We start from the raw sequence: 17,182 nt of genomic DNA, 5'->3' as shown, positions 1-17,182 counted from the left end.
AATTTTGGCGTAGCTGCTGATCCAAAGAGAAGATTCTTGGCTTTTTGCGCGAAGCCATGGCGCAGCGGCGGACACAGGCATAGCTCAGCCTCCACTGAGCAACCGCCTGCCGAGGCCAGCCATGACGACCGCGCGCCAGCTTCACTTGGGGGCCTTCATGCGCCCCGTCAGCATCCATACCGGCGCCTGGCGCTATCCCGGCGCCTATCCCGATGCGAACTTCAATTTCGACCACCTGAAGCGCTTCGCCAGGAAGCTCGAGGCCGGCAAGTTCGACGCCTTCTTCATGGCCGACCATCTCGCCGTGCTGAACATGCCGGTCGAGGCGCTGAAGCGCAGCCACACGGTGACCTCGTTCGAGCCGTTCACCCTGCTCTCGGCGCTTGCCGGCGCGACCGAGCGCATCGGCCTCGTCGCCACCGCCTCGACCACCTTCGACGCGCCCTATCACATCGCCCGGCGCTTCGCCTCGCTCGACCATATCAGCGGCGGCCGCGCCGGCTGGAACATCGTCACGACCTCGAACCCGGACGCGGCGCTGAACTTCGGCCTCGATGCCGAGGTCGACCACGGCGAACGCTATGACCGGGCGCGCGAATTCTACGATGTCGTCACCGGGCTATGGGATTCCTTCGCCGACGACGCCTTTATCCGCGATCGCGAGAGCGGACTCTATTTCGACCCGGATAAAATGCGGCGCATCGATCACAAGGGCGAACATCTCTCGGTCCGAGGGCCGCTCAATATCGCAAGGCCGCCGCAGGGCTGGCCGGTGATCGTCCAGGCCGGCGCCTCCGAGCTCGGCCGCCAGCTCGCGGCCGAGACGGCAGAGGTCGTGTTCGCGGCGCATGGCACGCTCGCTGCCGGCCAGGCCTTCTACGCCGATGTGAAGGGCCGGATGGAAAAGGTCGGCCGCAATCCCGATCACCTCAAGATCCTGCCGGGCGTGCTGACCGTGGTCGGCGACAGCGTCGAGGAAGCCCGCGAGAAGCGGGCGCTGCTCGATTCCTTCGTGCACTATGACAGCGCCATCGCCTCGCTCTCGATCGCGCTCGGTCATGACGCGACCGGCTTCGATCCGGACGGCCCTCTCCCCGAGATTCCAGAGACCAACCACAGCAAGAGCGGCCGCGAGCGGACGATCGCGCTCGCCCGCCGCGAGAACCTGACCGTGCGCCAGCTTGCCCAGCGCCTCGGTGGCTATGGCGGGCTCGCTTTCGTCGGCACGCCCAAGACGATCGCCGACGAGATGGAGCAATGGCTCACCGAGCGCGGCAGCGACGGCTTCAACGTGATGTTCCCCTATCTGCCGGAAGGGCTCGACGACTTCGTCGACAAGGTCGTGCCGGAATTGCAGCGGCGCGGCCTGTTCCGCCGGGAGTATCAGGGGCCGACGCTGCGCGACCATCTCGGCCTGCCGCGGCCGGCCAATCGCCATTTCGCCTGAACCTTCCCCGGCGAGACGCCGCCGCGGACGATTTCGCCAATTGTCATCAAACCTTTGAACAGCCGTTTCATTGACCCCGGAGCGGCGATTGCGAATGATCTGAACATCGAACCGCAGCGATGCGGGCCGATCGCGGGATTTGCCGGAGCAGCTTGCACCGCGTCACCAAAGCTAAAAGCGCCACGAGATTGTCGTGGGCTCCCGATCTGGAGACGCATGATGGTCTACGTGCTTTACTTCGCCAGGCGGCAGTTGCGGCGGCTCTCCGCCTTCCTGCTCTGGACGCGCAGCTGCCCCCCGCCCTCCGGCCGGCAATAGCCCTCGCAAAACCCGCTCCGGCGGCGCATATCCAGCCGCGACTTTACGGAGGCGACGATGTTCCAGGCGGCGACGATCTCGGCCAGCGACAAGCCGGGCTTCTACAGGGATCTGGTCCAGCAGCTCGAAGGCCTGCTGCATGGCGAGCGCGATGCGATCGCCAACGCCGCCAACCTGTCGGCGCTGCTCTATGATGCGATGCCGCGGCTGAACTGGGCCGGCTTCTATCTGATGCGCGGCGGCGAGCTGGTGCTCGGACCTTTCCAGGGCAAGCCGGCCTGCGTGCGCATCCCGGTCGGGCGCGGCGTCTGCGGCACGGCGGTGGCGCGACGCGAGTCAGTGCTGGTCGAGGATGTGCATGCCTTCCCCGGCCATATCGCCTGCGATGCCGCCTCGCGTTCCGAGCTGGTCGTGCCGCTGATCCGTGATGGCGAGGTCATCGGCGTGATCGATCTCGATAGCCCGGAACCCGGCCGTTTCGACGCCGACGACCAGGCCGGCATCGAAGCGATCGCCAGCCTCTATCTCGAAGCCAGCGACCGCTTCTGACGGCTCAACCCACCCGGCGCGGATCCGGTTTGCTGCGGTTCGCGCCCTGGCGCTCCAGCATCCAGCCCGGATATTCCTTCGGCAGAGCACTGACGGCGTCGAGCTTCGCCAGCTCTTCGGCCGTGAAGGTGATCTCGCTCGCGGCAATGTTCTCCGCGAGCTGCTCGGGCCGCTTGGCGCCGACGATCACGCTGGTCACGGCCGGCTGGTGCAGCAGCCAGGCGAGCGCGACCTGCGCGACCGAGGCCTTGTGCGCCTCGGCGATCGGACGCATCGCGTCGATCACGTCATAGCCGCGCTCGCGATCGACCGGCGGGAAGTCGAAGCTGGCGCGCCTGCCCTCACCGCCCTGCTCGTTGCGGCGATCGTATTTGCCGGAGAGCAGGCCGCCGGCGAGCGGGCTCCAGACCATCAGCCCGACCTTCTCGGAGAGCAGCATCGGCGCGATCTCACGCTCGAGGTCGCGGCCGGCGATGGTGTAATAGGCCTGCAGCGAGGCGATGCGGGCAAGGTGCCGCCGCTCGCTGATGCCGAGCGCCTTGGCGACCTGCCAGGCCGCCCAGTTGGAAACGCCGACATAGCGCACCAGCCCCTGCCGGACGAGCGCGTCGAGCGCTTCCAGCGTCTCCTCCATCGGCGTGACGCTGTCGAAGGCGTGGATCTGGTAGAGGTCGATATGGTCGAGCTGGAGTCGCTTCAGGCTGGCCTTGGCCTGTTCGAGGATGTGGTAACGGCTGGCGCCGGAGCCGTTCGGCCCCTGCCCCATCCGGCCGTAGACCTTGGTGGCGACCACGACCTCGTCGCGGGCGATGCCGAGATTGCGCAGGGCCTGCCCGGTGATCCGCTCGGAATTGCCTTCGGCGTAGACATTGGCGGTGTCGATGAAATTGATGCCGGCAGCGAGCGCGGTCTTCACCAGCGCATCGGCCTCCTGCTGGTCGAGCCGGCCGATATTGCCCCAGATGCCAGTGTCACCGCCCCCGAAGGTCATGGTGCCCAGGCACAATTCGGAGACGAGCAGGCCGGTCTGGCCAAGCGTTTGATAGCGCATGACGTGTCTCTTTCGACGATAGGATTTTTCGACTGACGAGGCCGCGGCGGGAAGCGCCCATATGGCGCGGGGCGGCCTGCACATAGGATAGGAGCCCGACCTGCCAACGCGCAACGCGCCGGCGCTCACCGTTGCGTGATCAGCCGGCTACAATCAGTTCGCAACGCGCATCGCGGATCATCTGCGCCGTCGCCGCTGCCGGCTGCCGATCGGTCACCAGCGTCGAAATCTCGCTGAGATGCGCCAGGCGCGACATCGCCACCCGGCTGAACTTGGTGTGATCGGCGAGCAGGACCGAGCGACGGGCATTGCGCAGCATGGTGCGGCCGACCACCGCCTCGTCGTCGCGATATTCGAGCAGGTTCCCGGCCGCATCGATGCCGCCGATGCTGGTCATGTGCAGGTCGCAGCGATAATTCTCGATGAAGGCGGCGGCGTGCATGCCGCCGCAGGCGCGGTTCGGCCCGAGCCAGTGGCCGCCGGTGATCAGGATCGAGATCTCCGGGCATTTGTCGAGGATCGCGGCCGCAGCCGTGCTGTTGGTGACGACGCGCAGGCCGCGCGGGCGGCGCTCGGCGATCGCCTTGGCGAGCGCGTCCATGGTGGTGCCGGGCGTCATGAACAGCGAGGTGCCCGGCGTCACCAGTTCGGCGGCCGCCTGGGCCATCGCGGCTTTCTCGCTTGCCGTCTCGACAACCCGCAAGCCGTAGTCGGTGTTCGCGGTCGAGAGATTGGCGCTGGCGCCGCCATGATGGCGGCGTAGCAGGCCACGGTCGGCGAGGTCCTGCAGATCACGCCGCACCGTCTGCGGCGTGACATTGAAGGCCGAGACGATCTCCTCGATCGCGACATAGCCGCGCTTGCCGAGGATATCGAGAATGTCAGCGTGACGTTTGCTCAGCGGTTCCATGGCAGGCCTGCTTCAGAGCCGAACCCGGGCGGGTTGCACAACCTGATCGTTGAAACCGTCTCTACGACCACTCGCGCCCTTCACGCAATGCGCGTTTGCGAAAATGGTGTTGCGAAAGTGAAAGCGTCGGGCATCATCTCCTTCGCCGCGCAACCGGATCCTGCCGGCACGACAGAAAACGAGATCCGGCCGGGACGAAACATGCTCACCAAGCGGCCAGGACGCCGGCGGATACGCCGCATTGAATCGATCGTCGTTCCCGGCAAGGGATGCCGGGCATGAGCGGCCGCCTGATCGTCTGCGTCGGCAATCTCGTCCAGGACGAGGTCTTCGAGGTCGAGGCCCTGCCCTCCGCCGGTATCAAGACCGGTGTGCTCGGTTATGTCGAGCGCTTCGGCGGGCCGGCCGCGACGGCCGCCGTGGCGATCTGCCATCTCGGCGGGCAGGCCGCCTATTGGGGTCGGGTCGGCGCCGATGCGGCCGGCGAAACTGGCCTGCGCCTGCTACGCGGCCATGGCGTCGATTGCAGCGGCGTCGCCATCCTGCCCGAAGGGCGCACGTTGCGGGCGATCGTCCTGGTCGACAGGCGCGGCGAGCGCAGCATCGTCTCGAACCGGCGCAGCCTGTCACAGGATGCGAGCGTGCTGCCGCAGGACGGGCTGGACCAGGCTGGCGCCGTGCTGGCCGACACGCGCTGGCCGGGCGGGGCGGCGATCGTGCTCGATCGCGCGCATGCTGCCGGCATCCCGAGCGTGCTCGATGTCGACGGCGGCACGCCGGAGGACAACCGCCGCCTGATCGCCAAGGCCGACCATATCGTCTTCTCGGCCGAGGGCCTGCGCGATTACGCTGGCGACGGCCCGGCCGACGAACTGCTGCGGCGCTGCGCCAACGGCTCCGGCAAGGTCTTCGCTGTGACGCGCGGCAGCGCCGGCAGTCTCTGGCTGATCGGAGGCGAACTCGTCAGCGTCCCTGCCTTCAAGGTCGCAGCGAAGGACACCACTGGCTGCGGCGACGTCTTCCATGGCGCCTATGCGCTCGGGCTGTGCGAGGGGCAAAGCCCCTTCGAAGCCGCACGCCTCGCGGCCGCTGTCGCGGCCCTCAAGGCCGAGCGCGCCAATGGCTGGGACGGCATGCCCGATCGCGCCGCCGTCCAGGCCCTGCTGACGACCGGTGAAACGCATCCGAACTGAGAGCCGAACCGATTGCGCATTGCAACATAGCTTATGCTGCAATGCGCGAAAACGATAATATTACTTGCGATAACGAAAACAACATGCATTGATTGCGAATGTGATGAGGCGGCTCCCCAGCCCGCCCGCCGGAAGCCCGGAAGCCCGCCGGCGCTGTCCGTTTCGAAGCCGTTTTCGAAGGTATGACCCATGGCATGCGCCTCGCTCGCTGAGCTGACCGACGACCTCAAGACGATCGGCGTCGATCTTGCCGGCTCCTCGCCCGACTTCAGCAAGAGCAAGCGCCCGCCGGATGCGATGCTCGACCGGTGGGCTGAAACCGCAGCCCTCGCAGAGCCGGAAGCGCGCGCGGTGGCGATCTGGGCGATCCGCGAGGCCGCCCATGCCGCGGGCATCGTGCCGGCCTCGATCCAGGAGCTCTATCTCGCCTGCGCCGCCGGCAAATGGTCGGGCAAGACCGTACCGGCGATGAACCTGCGCGGCTGGAGCTATCATACCTGCCGCGCGGTCTTCCGCGCCGGCAAGGAGCTCGATTCCAAACTCTTCATCTTCGAGCAGGCGGTGGGCGAAGCGCTTTACGCCCAGCAGCCGCCGCTGGAATACGCCGCGGCGGTGCTGGCCGCAGCGCTGCGCGAGGGCCATACCGGCCCGGTCTTCCTGCAGGCTGACCACGACCAGATCAACGCCAAGGCCTATCTCGCCGACCCGAAGGCGGAAGTCCGCAAGCTCGAGAACATCATGCGCGAGCAGATCGCGGCCGGCATGTACAGCATCGACATCGACGCCTCGACGGTGGTCGACCTGTCGCTGGCGACGGTCGAGGACCAGCAGCGCGTCAATGCCGAGCTGACCGCGCATTTCACCGAGTTCGTGCGCGGGATCGAGCCCAAGGGCGTCTCGATCTCGCTCGGCGCCGAGATCGGCGAGGTCGGCCACGAGAACACCACGCCGGAAGAGCTGCGCGCCTTCATGAAGGTCTATCTGGCGGAGATGGCCAAGCGCGCCGCCAAGCTGCCGATCGTCAGCAAGATCTCGATCAATTCCGGCACCTATCACGGCGGCAAGGTCCTGCCGGACGGCACGCTTGCCGAGGTCAACGTCGATTACGACCTGCTGAAGACGATCTCGACGATCTGCCGCAAGGACTACAACATGGCGGGCGCAGTCCAGCACGGCGCCTCGACCCTGCCCGGCACGCAGCTCGCCAAGCTTCCGGTGGCGGAAGCGGTCGAGGTCCATCTCGCGCTCGGCTTCAACAACCTGATCTTCGACCACCCTGCCCTGCCGCAGGCGATCAGGGATCAGATCAAGGAATACACCTTCGCCAATCACCTCTCCGAGAAGGGGGTGGGCGAGACCGACGCGCAGTTCTTCTACAACACCCGCAAGAAGTCCTGGAAGGTGATGAAGAAGCCGTTCTGGGAGATGCCGAAGGCAGCCGAGACCGCGATCATGGCCTCGCTGCAGGAGATGTTCCGCAACATGTTCACCTGGATGAATGTAGGCGGGACCAGCAGACTGGTCGATGAGAACACCACGCTGGTCAAGGTCGCCCCGCCGGTGCCGGAAGCCCTGCTCAAGGCGCGCGCGGCCTGAAGCCGCCGGACCACGCATCCGCAGAAAGCGGAGCGACAATAAAAAGATCGAACAAAATCAACGATCAACGGGAGGAAACGCATATGGATCAGCATCGCAGGTCTTCCTTGCTGACACTCGCGGCGATGGCGCTCGCCTCGGCGATCAGCCTGCCGACGCTCGCCCTGGCCCAGCAGAAGGAGGTTCGCTGGGGCCAGTGGAAGGGCACCGAGGTCGGCGAGAAGTTCATGGGCGAGCTCAAGGCCGCCTTCGAGAAGGACCATCCCGACATCAAGCTGACGCCGGTCGACTCGCCGTTCACCGGCTTCCACGACCGCGCCATCGTGCTGCACCAGGCCAAGAAGCTGCCGGACGTGCTGCTGGTCCAGGTCGACTGGGTGGCCGAGTTCGCCGATCTCGGCATGATCGAGCCGATCGATGCGCGCATCGCCAAGGAGCCGAAGGAGTTCTTCGCGAACATCCCGGAGACCTTCCACGCCAAGTGGAAGGGCAAGCAGTACTACCTGCCGATCGAGAGCGGCGCGGTCGCGCTGTTCTGGAACACCGACCTGTTCAAGGCCGCCGGCCTCTCCGGCCCGCCCAAGACCTGGGAGGAGTTCGCCGAGTACTCGCGCAAGCTGACCAATCCGGACAAGCGCCAGTTCGCGGTCACCGGCACGCTCCAGGCCGAGCCGCCGACCAACATGACCTACGACATCTATCCGCTGCTGCTGCAGGGCGGCGCGACGATCATGGATCCGGCGACCAGCAAGGCCGTGTTCAACAGCCCCGAGGGCGTCGCCGCGATCGAGTGGTATATCGAGCGGATGAACAAGGACAAAGTCTCGGTGCCCGGCGTGCTGAGCAATGGCGAGAAGGAGAAGCGCGCCAACTTCGCCTCCGGCAATGTCGCGATGATGTTCGAGGGGCCCTGGGGCGTCGCCATCCAGAAGCAGCTCAACCCGAACCTCAATTACGACATCGCCCCGCTGCCGAAGGGCAAGAGCACCGGCACCATGGTGCGCGGCTCGCTCAACACCATCAGCAGCCAGGCGCAGGACAAGGACGCGGCCTGGACGTTCATGAAATGGCTCTCGGGGCCGAAGGGCATCGAGATGTGGGCGAAGGGCACCGGCGGCTTCCCGGCCCGCACCGATGTCTCCAGCCAGGACTGGTTCAAGGAGCGCAAGCTCTTCCAGGCTTTCGTGACGCAGATGGCGCAGCCGAACGCGCAGTCGCCGTTCCTGTCGATGCCCAACGCCGTGCAGATGAACAAGGTGATGACCACCGAGATTCAGAACGCAGTGCAGGGCAAGAAGACCGCCAAGCAGGCGCTGGATGACGCCGCGGCCGAATGGAACAAGGTCCTCGCCGCGGCGAAGTGACATCGAAGCACTCGTCGTCCCGGGCGACCGAAGGGAGACCCGGGACCCACGCCTGAGCCTTTCGTCCGTGGGGCTCGGGCACGGATCCCGGATCGGCGCGGCTACGCCGCTTGTCCGGGGTGACCCCGATTTTCTGACAGGCCGGCCGTAAGCCGCCCTTCCGCAACGATCGGCGAGTCATGCTGCTGACGCTCAAACGCAAATACCGCGAGGAATTCCTGGCCGCGTCCTTCCTGTGGCCGTCCTTGCTGATCCTCGTCGCGCTTCTGATCTACCCGCTGATCGACGTGGTCCGCCTGAGCTTCCACGACAGCAACCTCCAGCGCGAGGTCTGGGTCGGCTTCGGCAACTATATCGCGCTCGCCAATGACCCGCTGTTCTGGCGTGCCTTCTGGCAGACCGTCGTCTTCACCTTCTTCAGCGTCGTGTTGCACCTCGTGATCGGGCTCGGTCTCGCGCTGCTGCTCAACATGAATCTCGACCCGGCCTTCCGCACCCTCGCGCGTGGCCTGCTGATCGTGCCCTGGCTGCTGGCGCCGACCGTCGCCGGCATGATCTGGGTGCTGATGCTGCAGCCCTTCGGCGTGCTCAACGGCCTGCTCGCCTCGCTCGGCATCATCGACGCCAACTTCACCATCTCCTGGCTCGGCGATCCCGCGACGGCGCTGGGATCGGTGACGGCGATGAATGTCTGGCGCGCCTTCCCCTTCTTCATGGTGATGCTGCTCGCCGGCCTGCAGGCGATCCCGAAGCAGCTTTATGAGGCCGCGGAGATCGACGGCGCCTCGCTGTTCCGGCAGTTCTGGCACATCACTTTGCCGCAGCTGCGCGGCGTCATCACTACGATCGTGCTGCTCGACTCGATCTGGACCTTCCGCGCCTTCGACCCGGTCTATGTGATGACTGGCGGTGGCCCGGCACACGGCTCGGAAGTGCTGGCGACGGCGATCTATTTCGACGGCTTCCAGAAGCTGAAATTCGGCTACGCCTCGGCCGAAGCCGTGGTCATGTTCATCGTGCTCTTCATCGTCAGCGCCATCTATGTCCGCCGAACCATGAGCAATCAGCAATGACCCTCGCCCAGCCTATCGCCGCGGCGCACCCTCGCCCCTATCTCGGCAAGATCGGCATTCGCGGGCGTGAGCGACTGATCAACGCCGCCTCCTATCTCCTGCTGCTGATCGCGATCGGGATCGTGTTCTTCCCGCTCGCCTGGATGCTGACGGTCTCGGTCAGGCCGAACATCGAGGTGATGCGGATGCCACCGACATGGCTGCCGCAGGTGTTCACGCTCGAGGGCTACCGCAAGATCTTCGCCAGCCCGCGCTATCTCCTCGTCTTCGCCAACACGATGGTGATCTCACTCCTGCTGACAGTGCTCTCGCTGATCCTCGGGGCGATGGCGGCCTATGCGCTGGCGCGCTTCAAGTTCGCCGGGCAGCGGGCGGTGCTGATGTTCCTGATCACCACACAGATGTTCCCGCTGGTGCTGCTCTGCATCCCCTATTTCCGGATCTTCATCACGCTCGGGCTCTACGACACCCGCACCTCGCTGATCGTGGTCTACCTGACCTTCACCTTGCCCTTCTGCATCCTGATGCTGCGCAGCTACTTCATCAACATTCCGCGCGACATCGAGGAGGCGGCGATGGTCGACGGCTGCTCGCGGCTGGGGGCGATCTTCCGGACGCTGGTGCCTATGTCCTATCCGGCCTTCATCGGCGCCGGGCTCTACACCTTCCTGCTCGCCTGGAACGAATTCCTGTTCGCTGTGGTGCTGATCGAATCCTGGGAGAACCGGGTGCTGACCATGGCGATCTACAGCCTGATGGCCGAGTTCGTCACCGACTGGAACACCATGATGGCCTTCTCGGTGCTGGCGAGCCTGCCTCTGGTGATGGCCTTCATCTTCCTGCAGAAGTTCATGGTCCAGGGCATGACCGCAGGCGCGCTGACGTCTTAGCGGAGGCTCGCCGCCTTCCATCTCGTCATGCTCGCCCTTGTGGCGAGCATCCACGTCTTGAACACCGCCCAGCCCGAAGCAAGACGTGGATGGCCGGGACAAGCCCGACCATGACAGGGAGGCTGCGTTTTACCCCACCGGCACGCAGAGCCCCGCCTTGACCCGGTCCATTGCGACGAAAGTCCGGAACTTGCGGATATTGGCGTCGGCGAAGAAGAGCCGGCGGGTCAGCGCCTCATAGGCCGTCATGCTCGGCACCAGCACGACCAGCATGAAATCGACCTCGCCGGTGACGTAGTAGCATTGCTGTACCTCAGGCGCGGCGAGGAAGGCGCGCTTGGCGGCGTCGATGTCTTTTGCCGTCTCGCTGACCAATTCGATCTCGACGAAGATGGTGATCGGATGGCCGAGCGCCGCCGGCTCGACCACCGCGACATTGGCGGTGATGACGCCGTCCTTCTCCATCCGGCGGATGCGGCGCTGCACGGCCGGCGCAGACAGATTGACCTTCTCGCCGATCACGCGCTGCGGCGTCGTGTTGTCCTGCTGCAGGATGGCGAGGATCGCCCGGTCGAAGGCATCGAGGGCGGAAGCGGACGTTTCACTCAAGCGCAGCTCCAGGGGCAATGATCGTGAAACAAACTTGCAAGGCTGACGGGTGATTGCAGCGCCTTTTTCGCGACGCTTGCAATATCTCTTCACCTGGACATCTCAATGAGGCAAGCCGTGCTCCTGCTCAACCAGCTCCCGGACTTCCGCCAGCCGCTCCACCCCGTCGATGCGGAAACGCTCGGCCCCGCCGGGGCCGACGCGATCGAGCGGCACCTCGCCTGGCGGGCCGAGCATGTGCAGACGCCCCTGCGGGCCCTGCCCAATCTCGCTTCGGAGCTCGGCATCGGCGCGCTGCATCTCAAGGACGAAGGCCAGCGGCTCGGCCTCGGCAGCTTCAAGGCTCTGGGAGGCGCCTATGCGGTGACGCGCCTGGTACTGGAGGCGGAGAGCGAACGGCTCGGACGAACACTCGACGAAGCTGACCTGAACTCGCCCGAGGTCCGCGCGATCGCGGCCGGGATGACCTTCGCTTGCGCCACCGACGGCAATCACGGCCGCTCGGTCGCGCAGGGCGCGCAACTCGTCGGCGCGCGCTCGGTGATCTTCATGCATGGCGGCGTTAGCGAGCCGCGTGCCGCGGCGATCGCCCGCTTCGGCGCGCAGATCGTGCGCGTCCCCGGCACCTATGACGACTCCATCGTCGAGGCCGCCCGCGTCGCTAATGAACAGGGCTGGACCACCGTCTCCGACACCTCCTGGGACGGCTATGAGCGCATCCCCGGCCTCGTCATGCAGGGTTACACCGCAATCATCCGCGAGGCGCTGCGCCAGTTGCCGGAGCTGCCGACCCATGTCTTCGTCCAGGCCGGAGTCGGCGGCATCGCCGCGGCGATCGCGGCGCAGCTCTCGCTGGTGCTCGGCGACAAGCGGCCGGTCTTCACCGTGGTCGATCCGGCCCGCGCCGCCTGCCTGTTCGAGAGCGCCCGCGCCGGACGGCCGACCAAGATCGCCCATGGCGCGCCGACGGTGATGGCGATGCTCGAATGCTATGATCCCTCGCCGCTCGCTTGGCGCGTGCTGTCGCGCACGGCCGATGCTTTCATGACGGTGGAGGACGAGGTCGCGGTCGAGGCGATGAACCGGCTGGCGCGCCCGGCCGGCGGCGACCCTGCGATCGTCGCCGGCGAGAGCGGCGCGGCCGGTTTCGCCGGTTTGCTGGCAGCGTTGCGCGATCCGCAGGCGCGCGCGGCGCTGAAGCTCGACGCGTCCTCGCGCGTCTTCGCGGTGATCACCGAGGGCGCGACCGATCCGGAGCGCTATGCCGAATTGGTCGGGCTGACGCCGGCCGAGGTCACCGGGAAGACCGCGTGATGTCCGGCAAGCTCACTTTGCTCTACCAGAGCCACTCGCCCTATGCCCGCAAGGTACTGGTCAGCGCCCATGAGCTCGGGCTGGCTAACCGTCTCGACGTCGTCCATCACGAGACCAGCCCGACCAATCGCAACGACGCCGTCTTCGCGCAGAACCCGCTCGGCAAGGTGCCGGTGCTGCTGACGCCCGATGCCGGTGCGCTCTTCGATTCCGTGGTGATCTGCGACTATCTCGACCGGCTCGCCGGAGAAGGCACGCTGATTCCGCGCGAAGGGCCGGCGCGTTACGAAGCCTTGCGGCTACAGGCGCTGGCGCAGGGCCTGTGCGATGCCGGGATTGCGGTACGCTGGGATACCGAGCGCCGACCCGAGGCGTTGCGCTACCCAGCGCTCGCGGCGGGCCAGACGACCAAGCTGCTCGAAGCCTATGACTACCTGGAAACGCTAGCCGACCTCGACGGCCCGGTGACCGTCGGCGAGATCGGTCTGGCGACGGCGCTGGCCTGGGTCAGCTTCCGGCGCCTGCCGGATTTCCGCGAGCGGGCGCCGCGTCTCGCCGGCTGGTATGACCGCTTCAACCAGCGCCCGTCGATGCGCGCCACGCCCTATGAAGGCGAGACGCACGACTGAACACTTCAGCCCTCGGTCGGCACCATCGCCGCAACAGCCAGGTCGCTGGCGCGCTCGCTCGTGGATAGCCCCTCGGCAACGCCGACGCGATCGGCCAGCGGGCGGTTCTGGCTCATCTTGCGCTTGCCTTCGAGCCGGGTGATCGGGATGCGCAGGCCGACGATGCCGCGCAGCTGCGCCCGCACGAAGTCGGGCGGCGCGTCATCGACTGCCCAAGGCTCGGAGCGCGGACCCTCGTGCAGATTGGTTAGGCGCGTCACCGCATCGAGCAGGCGCTCGGGATCGTCGAAGAACTCGGCCGGGCCATAGGCGTGGACCGCCTGGTAGTTCCAGGTCGGCACGACCTTGCCGGTCTCCCGCTTGGTCTCGTACCAGGACGGCGTGACATAGGCATCGGGCCCGCTGAACAGGACCATGGCCTCGCCGATCGCCGCGGCCTTCCATTGCGGATTGGCGCGGGCGAGATGGCCATGGAGCACGCCGAACTCACCCTCCTCCGCCGCCAGGATCAGCGGCAGCGGCGTCGCGAGCAGTCCCTCAGCCGTGGCGGTGACGAGGGTGGCGAGCCGGCAGGCACGCATCATCGCGTGGATCTCGGCGCGGTCGTCGACGCGGAAGGCCGGCGGCGTGTACATCGAATGGTCTCCTTGCGGTCGCCGCCGTCATGCCGCTAATCTGGCCTGTGTGAAACGACCAGTTTCGAGCAATATGACCGGACCAGTTGGAGCTGAGATCGGCGCCCAACGCCAAGTCGTCGCAGCGATCAAGCGGGAGATCGCGGCCGGTGTCCATGCACCCGGCTCGTGCCTGCCCTCGACCCGCGCGCTCGCGGCCGAATGGGGCCTGTCGCGCACCACCGTCACCGCCGCCTTCGAGCAATTGGCGGCCGAGGGCTATCTCGAGACCCGGCCGGGAGCGCGGGCCCGGGTCGCCACCGGCCTGGCGCAGCCGGAGCCGGCTGGGGGAAGCGCGCCGGCATCGCGCCCGACCGAACTTTCCGCCTATGGCAGGCGGCTCGCAGCCGCCGCACCGATTCCGTGGAATCCGCAGCCCTTCGCGCTCGATTTCCGCTATGGCGAGCTCGCCGGCGGCGACTTCCCGACGCTCGCCTGGCGGCGGGCGCTGGCAAATGCAGTGACCAGGCGGCCGGCCCGCCTGCGCTATGGCGATCCGCGCGGCCTGCCGGAGCTGCGCGCGGCGCTGCAAGGCTATCTCTGGCGTGCCCGCGGGATGCGCTGCGAGGCCGACGACATCCTCGTCGTCAACGGCTCGCAGCAGGGCTTCGACCTCTGCACCCGACTGCTGCTCGATCCCGGCGACCGCGTCGTCATCGAGGATCCCGGCTACAATCTGGCGCGCCAGGCCTTTCTGACAGCGGGCGCCGAGCTTTCGCCGCAGTCGGTCGATCGCGAGGGCATGCAGACCGCTACGTTGCCGCCGGCACGGCTCGCCTTCGTCACGCCCTCGCATCAGTTGCCGCTCGGCAGCATCCTGTCAGCGCCGCGCCGGCAGGAGCTGCTCGCCTGGGCGGCGCGCCATGGCGCCTTCGTCATCGAGGATGATTACGACGCCGAATACCGCCACGGCGTCGGCCCGGTGCCACCGCTGCGCTCGCTCGATCGGGCCGGCAGCGTGATCTATCTCGGCACGGTGTCGAAGACGCTCTCGCCGACCTTGCGGCTCGGCTATCTCGTGCTGCCGCCGGCGCTGCGCGAGGTCTTCGCCCGGGCCAAGCGCATGATCGACCGGCACACGCCCGAGCTCGAACAGGCGGCCCTGGCCGAGCTGATCGCAAGCGGCGCCTATGAGCGGCATGTCCGCCGTATCCGGCGTCGCAATGGCGAGCGGCGAACTGCCTTGCTGAAAGCGCTGCGCGAGCGGTTGGGCGAGCGCGTCACCATCACCGGCACCGATGCCGGCCTGCATGTCCTCGTCTGGATCAATGGGCTGCCGCAAACACGCGAGGCGGAGCTGACGGAGCGGGCCGCAGCGGCCTCGCTCGGCCTCTATGGCGTCAGCGGGCTCTATGACCGGCCGGACGATCCCGAACGCCGCGCCGGCCTCGTCATCGGTTACGCGGCGCTCGACGAGGCGCAGATCGCGGCCGGCATCGCGCGGCTGGATGGCTTGCTGTTGGAGCTGGGCTCCTAGAGCACCTAGACTGCTTGGCACCGCCAGGTGGTCAGCGGCAGCGGGGGGCAGGATGTCGTCATGAGCGCATCCATTGAACGAGCGCTGAAGCTGGCGGGCGCGTTCGCGGCGCTTTCAGTCGTCTGCTGGTTTGCCATGGAATGGTGGGTGACGCGATCGGCTGACATCCTCGTCATCGAGAAAGGCTCCGGCACCCTGCAGCCCAATGGCCCGCATTTCGTCGTCGTCGATGGCGGCCAGGCATTCATGGTCGGCATCTCCACCTTCGGGAGCGAAGATCGCAACGCGCTTTGGGAAAAGCTCAAGCCGGGTTGCCGATACAGCATCCGCTACATCGATCAGAGCCGCTATCCCATCCCCCGCGGGAAGAGCGGGATGAGTGGCGACTTCATCGCCAGCGCATCGCCGCTCGATTGCCCCGGCCTGTCGGTCGAAGCTGAAAGGAAAGCGCCCTCCGCGGAAAAGCTGCTCGACGGGCTGATCCGCGCTCGAAAGGCTCCTCAGCCCTAGCGGCGCCAGGCCTCAATCGCGATAGACCGGCTCTTCGGTATCGAGCTGGCGGCGGATCGAGGCCAGATGCAGGCGCGCCGATTCCGGATCGCCCTCGCGCATCTGTTGGTAGGCCGCCTCGGCAATCTCCGGCTTCACCGGCAGCACCTTGCGGCCGGTCGAAAGCGCCAGGGTCTGCACCTCGCAGGCGCGCTCGAGATAATAGAGATCGTCCCAGGCCTCGGCGATGTTGGGGGCCAGCACCATGACGCCATGGTGCTTCATGAAGACGATGTCGGCTTCGCCGACCGCACCGGCAATGCGGTCGCCTTCGCGCTCGTCGAGGGCAAGGCCGTTATAGTCGCGGTCGAACGCGGTGCGGCCATAGAACTTCAGCGCGGTCTGGCCGGCGAAGATCAGGGGGTCGCCCTCGGTCATCGAGAGCGCCGTCGCATAGGGCATGTGGGTGTGGAAGGCGACGCGGGCGCGCGGCAGGTTCTTGTGAACGCGCGCGTGGATATAGAAGGCCGTCGCTTCAGGCTGGCCCTCGCCGGCGACGACATTGCCGTGGAAGTCGCAGATCAGCAGCTTCGAGGCGGTGAGCTCGCGGAAGGCCCAGCCATAGGGGTTGACGATGAAGAGGTCGTCATAGCCCGGCACCAGCGCCGAGAAATGGTTGCAGATGCCCTCCTCGAAGCCATAGCGCGCCGCCATGCGGAAGCAGGCGGCGAGATCGCGCCGCGCCTCCCAGACCGCATCGGAATCGAGGTTCGGCTGGTTCAGGCCGGCGGGGATTGCCGGCGCCGCGCCGGCTTTGAGGGAGTGTGCCATGGCGTTAGTCTAGGGCCGCATCGACGCCGGGCAAGCGGGCCGCCCTGCACCAGGAGAACAGGCCTGCGGTGGTCGCCGCATACCGGCGATGATCTCGCCAGGCTCGTTTTGCGCGGCGGCATGATCGCCAGGACTGTCGGCGCTTCTGCCTTGACCCGGTTTTACCTCTTCCCCTTATATCCGGGCGGGGGGCCTTCAGAGGCCTATCATGCTACGCATCACCATACTCGCCGCCACATGTCTCGCTTTCGCGGCGCCTGCCCAAGCCTACAACAACCCGATCAGCCGCGGTCTCGCGGACTTCCTCAACATCTTCAGCGAACAGCCGATCCCGCGTCAGGTCGTGCCCTGGACCGGCAGGGAGGCGCCCGGCACGGTCGTGATCTCGACGAGCCAGCGCCGGCTCTACTACGTGCTCGGCCGTGGACAGGCGCTGCGCTATGGCGTCGGCGTCGGACGGCAGGGCTTCAGCTGGTCAGGCACCAAGACCGTGACGAGGAAGCGCGAATGGCCGGACTGGCGCCCGCCTGCGGCGATGCTCAAGCGCCGCCCAGACCTGCCACGCTACATGCCCGGCGGCATGGAGAATCCGCTCGGAGCCCGGGCGATCTATCTCGGCTCGAGCCTCTACCGCATCCACGGCTCCAACGAGCCCGACACGATCGGAGCCGCCGTCTCGTCGGGCTGCATCCGCATGACCAATCGCGACGTCATGGATCTCTATGACCGCGTCAGGCCAGGCACCAAGGTCGTGGTGCTGCGGTGACC

General features: G+C 66.6%; 18 protein-coding genes. 13 read left to right on the top strand and 5 right to left on the bottom strand.

From position 1 onward, the window contains the following. Positions 1-121: 121 nt before the first annotated feature. The gene (locus ACWIGM_RS16785; RefSeq protein WP_454027103.1) at positions 122-1,447 is read left to right on the top strand and encodes an LLM class flavin-dependent oxidoreductase; all 1,326 of its coding nucleotides are present in this window, start codon (positions 122-124) and stop codon (positions 1,445-1,447) included. 375 nt (positions 1,448-1,822) lie between these two features. Then, positions 1,823-2,314: a GAF domain-containing protein gene (locus ACWIGM_RS16780; protein ID WP_454027102.1), complete on the top strand. Its 492-nt coding sequence runs from the start codon at positions 1,823-1,825 to the stop codon at positions 2,312-2,314. 4 nt (positions 2,315-2,318) lie between these two features. On the opposite strand, the gene ACWIGM_RS16775 is transcribed toward ACWIGM_RS16780, so the two are convergent. Both ACWIGM_RS16775 and ACWIGM_RS16770 read right to left on the bottom strand, forming a co-directional pair. Continuing rightward, the gene (locus ACWIGM_RS16775) at positions 2,319-3,365 is read right to left on the bottom strand and encodes an aldo/keto reductase (RefSeq protein WP_454027101.1); all 1,047 of its coding nucleotides are present in this window, start codon (positions 3,363-3,365) and stop codon (positions 2,319-2,321) included. A 139-nt stretch (positions 3,366-3,504) separates the two neighbouring features. Beyond that, complete coding sequence (locus tag ACWIGM_RS16770; RefSeq protein WP_454027100.1) at positions 3,505-4,275, bottom strand: DeoR/GlpR family DNA-binding transcription regulator; 771 nt, start codon at positions 4,273-4,275, stop codon at positions 3,505-3,507. Here ACWIGM_RS16770 and ACWIGM_RS16765 point away from each other — a divergent pair. From ACWIGM_RS16765 to ACWIGM_RS16740, 6 genes are all read left to right on the top strand, one after another. Continuing rightward, positions 4,252-4,557, top strand: coding sequence for a hypothetical protein (locus ACWIGM_RS16765; protein WP_454027099.1), 306 nt, complete (start codon positions 4,252-4,254; stop codon positions 4,555-4,557). The genes ACWIGM_RS16770 and ACWIGM_RS16765 overlap by 24 nt on opposite strands. Further along, positions 4,554-5,468 carry a PfkB family carbohydrate kinase gene (locus tag ACWIGM_RS16760; RefSeq protein ID WP_454027098.1) on the top strand — a complete coding sequence of 305 codons (915 nt, stop codon included), beginning with the start codon at positions 4,554-4,556 and terminating at the stop codon, positions 5,466-5,468. Before ACWIGM_RS16765 ends, ACWIGM_RS16760 begins: the two co-directional genes overlap by 4 nt. Positions 5,469-5,657: 189 nt before the next feature. Next, positions 5,658-7,064: a class II fructose-bisphosphate aldolase gene (locus ACWIGM_RS16755; protein ID WP_454027097.1), complete on the top strand. Its 1,407-nt coding sequence runs from the start codon at positions 5,658-5,660 to the stop codon at positions 7,062-7,064. 83 nt (positions 7,065-7,147) lie between these two features. Continuing rightward, on the top strand, positions 7,148-8,428 hold the full coding sequence (locus tag ACWIGM_RS16750) for an ABC transporter substrate-binding protein (RefSeq protein ID WP_454027096.1): 1,281 nt from the start codon (positions 7,148-7,150) through the stop codon (positions 8,426-8,428). A gap of 179 nt (positions 8,429-8,607) precedes the next feature. Then, entirely contained in the window at positions 8,608-9,501 is an 894-nt protein-coding gene (locus tag ACWIGM_RS16745; protein WP_454027095.1) for a carbohydrate ABC transporter permease, read from the top strand. Beyond that, positions 9,498-10,391 carry a carbohydrate ABC transporter permease gene (locus ACWIGM_RS16740; protein ID WP_454027094.1) on the top strand — a complete coding sequence of 298 codons (894 nt, stop codon included), beginning with the start codon at positions 9,498-9,500 and terminating at the stop codon, positions 10,389-10,391. Before ACWIGM_RS16745 ends, ACWIGM_RS16740 begins: the two co-directional genes overlap by 4 nt. Before the next feature lie 129 nt (positions 10,392-10,520). On the opposite strand, the gene ACWIGM_RS16735 is transcribed toward ACWIGM_RS16740, so the two are convergent. Further along, entirely contained in the window at positions 10,521-11,000 is a 480-nt protein-coding gene (locus ACWIGM_RS16735; protein WP_454027093.1) for an Lrp/AsnC family transcriptional regulator, read from the bottom strand. A gap of 117 nt (positions 11,001-11,117) precedes the next feature. Between ACWIGM_RS16735 and ACWIGM_RS16730 the strand changes: the two genes are divergently transcribed. After that, positions 11,118-12,314, top strand: a complete 1,197-nt coding sequence (locus ACWIGM_RS16730; RefSeq protein WP_454028013.1) for a diaminopropionate ammonia-lyase — start codon at positions 11,118-11,120, stop codon at positions 12,312-12,314. Beyond that, positions 12,314-12,943 carry a glutathione S-transferase family protein gene (locus ACWIGM_RS16725; protein ID WP_454027092.1) on the top strand — a complete coding sequence of 210 codons (630 nt, stop codon included), beginning with the start codon at positions 12,314-12,316 and terminating at the stop codon, positions 12,941-12,943. The genes ACWIGM_RS16730 and ACWIGM_RS16725 overlap by 1 nt, the downstream gene beginning before the upstream one ends. A gap of 5 nt (positions 12,944-12,948) precedes the next feature. Here ACWIGM_RS16725 and ACWIGM_RS16720 read toward each other — a convergent pair whose 3' ends face one another. Continuing rightward, on the bottom strand, positions 12,949-13,578 hold the full coding sequence (locus tag ACWIGM_RS16720) for an FMN-binding negative transcriptional regulator (protein WP_454027091.1): 630 nt from the start codon (positions 13,576-13,578) through the stop codon (positions 12,949-12,951). A 73-nt stretch (positions 13,579-13,651) separates the two neighbouring features. Between ACWIGM_RS16720 and pdxR the strand changes: the two genes are divergently transcribed. Together pdxR and ACWIGM_RS16710 are read left to right on the top strand one after the other, a co-directional pair. Next, the gene (gene pdxR / locus ACWIGM_RS16715; protein ID WP_454027090.1) at positions 13,652-15,094 is read left to right on the top strand and encodes a MocR-like pyridoxine biosynthesis transcription factor PdxR; all 1,443 of its coding nucleotides are present in this window, start codon (positions 13,652-13,654) and stop codon (positions 15,092-15,094) included. Positions 15,095-15,154: 60 nt separating this feature from the next. Next, positions 15,155-15,604, top strand: a complete 450-nt coding sequence (locus ACWIGM_RS16710) for a hypothetical protein (RefSeq protein ID WP_454027089.1) — start codon at positions 15,155-15,157, stop codon at positions 15,602-15,604. Positions 15,605-15,616: 12 nt separating this feature from the next. Here the strand turns inward: ACWIGM_RS16710 and ACWIGM_RS16705 are convergent, their stop codons facing one another. Continuing rightward, on the bottom strand, positions 15,617-16,414 hold the full coding sequence (locus ACWIGM_RS16705; protein ID WP_454027088.1) for an aldolase: 798 nt from the start codon (positions 16,412-16,414) through the stop codon (positions 15,617-15,619). A 208-nt stretch (positions 16,415-16,622) separates the two neighbouring features. Here ACWIGM_RS16705 and ACWIGM_RS16700 point away from each other — a divergent pair, with 208 nt between their 5' ends. Beyond that, positions 16,623-17,180: a L,D-transpeptidase gene (locus ACWIGM_RS16700; protein ID WP_454027087.1), complete on the top strand. Its 558-nt coding sequence runs from the start codon at positions 16,623-16,625 to the stop codon at positions 17,178-17,180. Positions 17,181-17,182 lie beyond the last annotated feature (2 nt).

The sequence above is a fragment of the Allobosea sp. NPDC055332 genome, assembly GCF_053645455.1.
This window is presented reverse-complemented; position numbering and strand designations above follow the sequence as displayed.